Below are 260 nucleotides of genomic sequence, written 5' to 3'. Positions count from 1 at the left end.
CCAACGCGGATCGCGAGAGACATCGACCATCGGCGCCCAGGTCATATTCAGACCATCGTCTGCGGCTTCATACGCAGAAATACGGCCAACGGTTCTGACCGCATCGAGATTAAAAGAGGACGCCAGGCCGAGACTTATCGGGAACACAGTACGTTGGCCGTGCAATACGTCGTAGGCAAAAAAGAGAGGAATTTTCAGGCGGCTGAGTTCCATCACCTGATCCTGCATTTTGCGGATATCCTGGCGCGTGACGGTGTTAA

Annotated in this window: 1 protein-coding gene; it reads right to left on the bottom strand. The window is 53.8% G+C overall.

Annotated features, from left to right (window positions below):
• Positions 1-260, bottom strand: a 260-nt coding sequence (locus tag FDX22_RS00145; protein WP_304571748.1) for a glycoside hydrolase family 3 N-terminal domain-containing protein, incomplete at both ends; no start/stop codon positions are given.

It is taken from the genome of Citrobacter sp. TBCS-14 (assembly GCF_005280805.1).
GTDB lineage: Bacteria > Pseudomonadota > Gammaproteobacteria > Enterobacterales > Enterobacteriaceae > Citrobacter > Citrobacter gillenii.
This window is presented reverse-complemented; position numbering and strand designations above follow the sequence as displayed.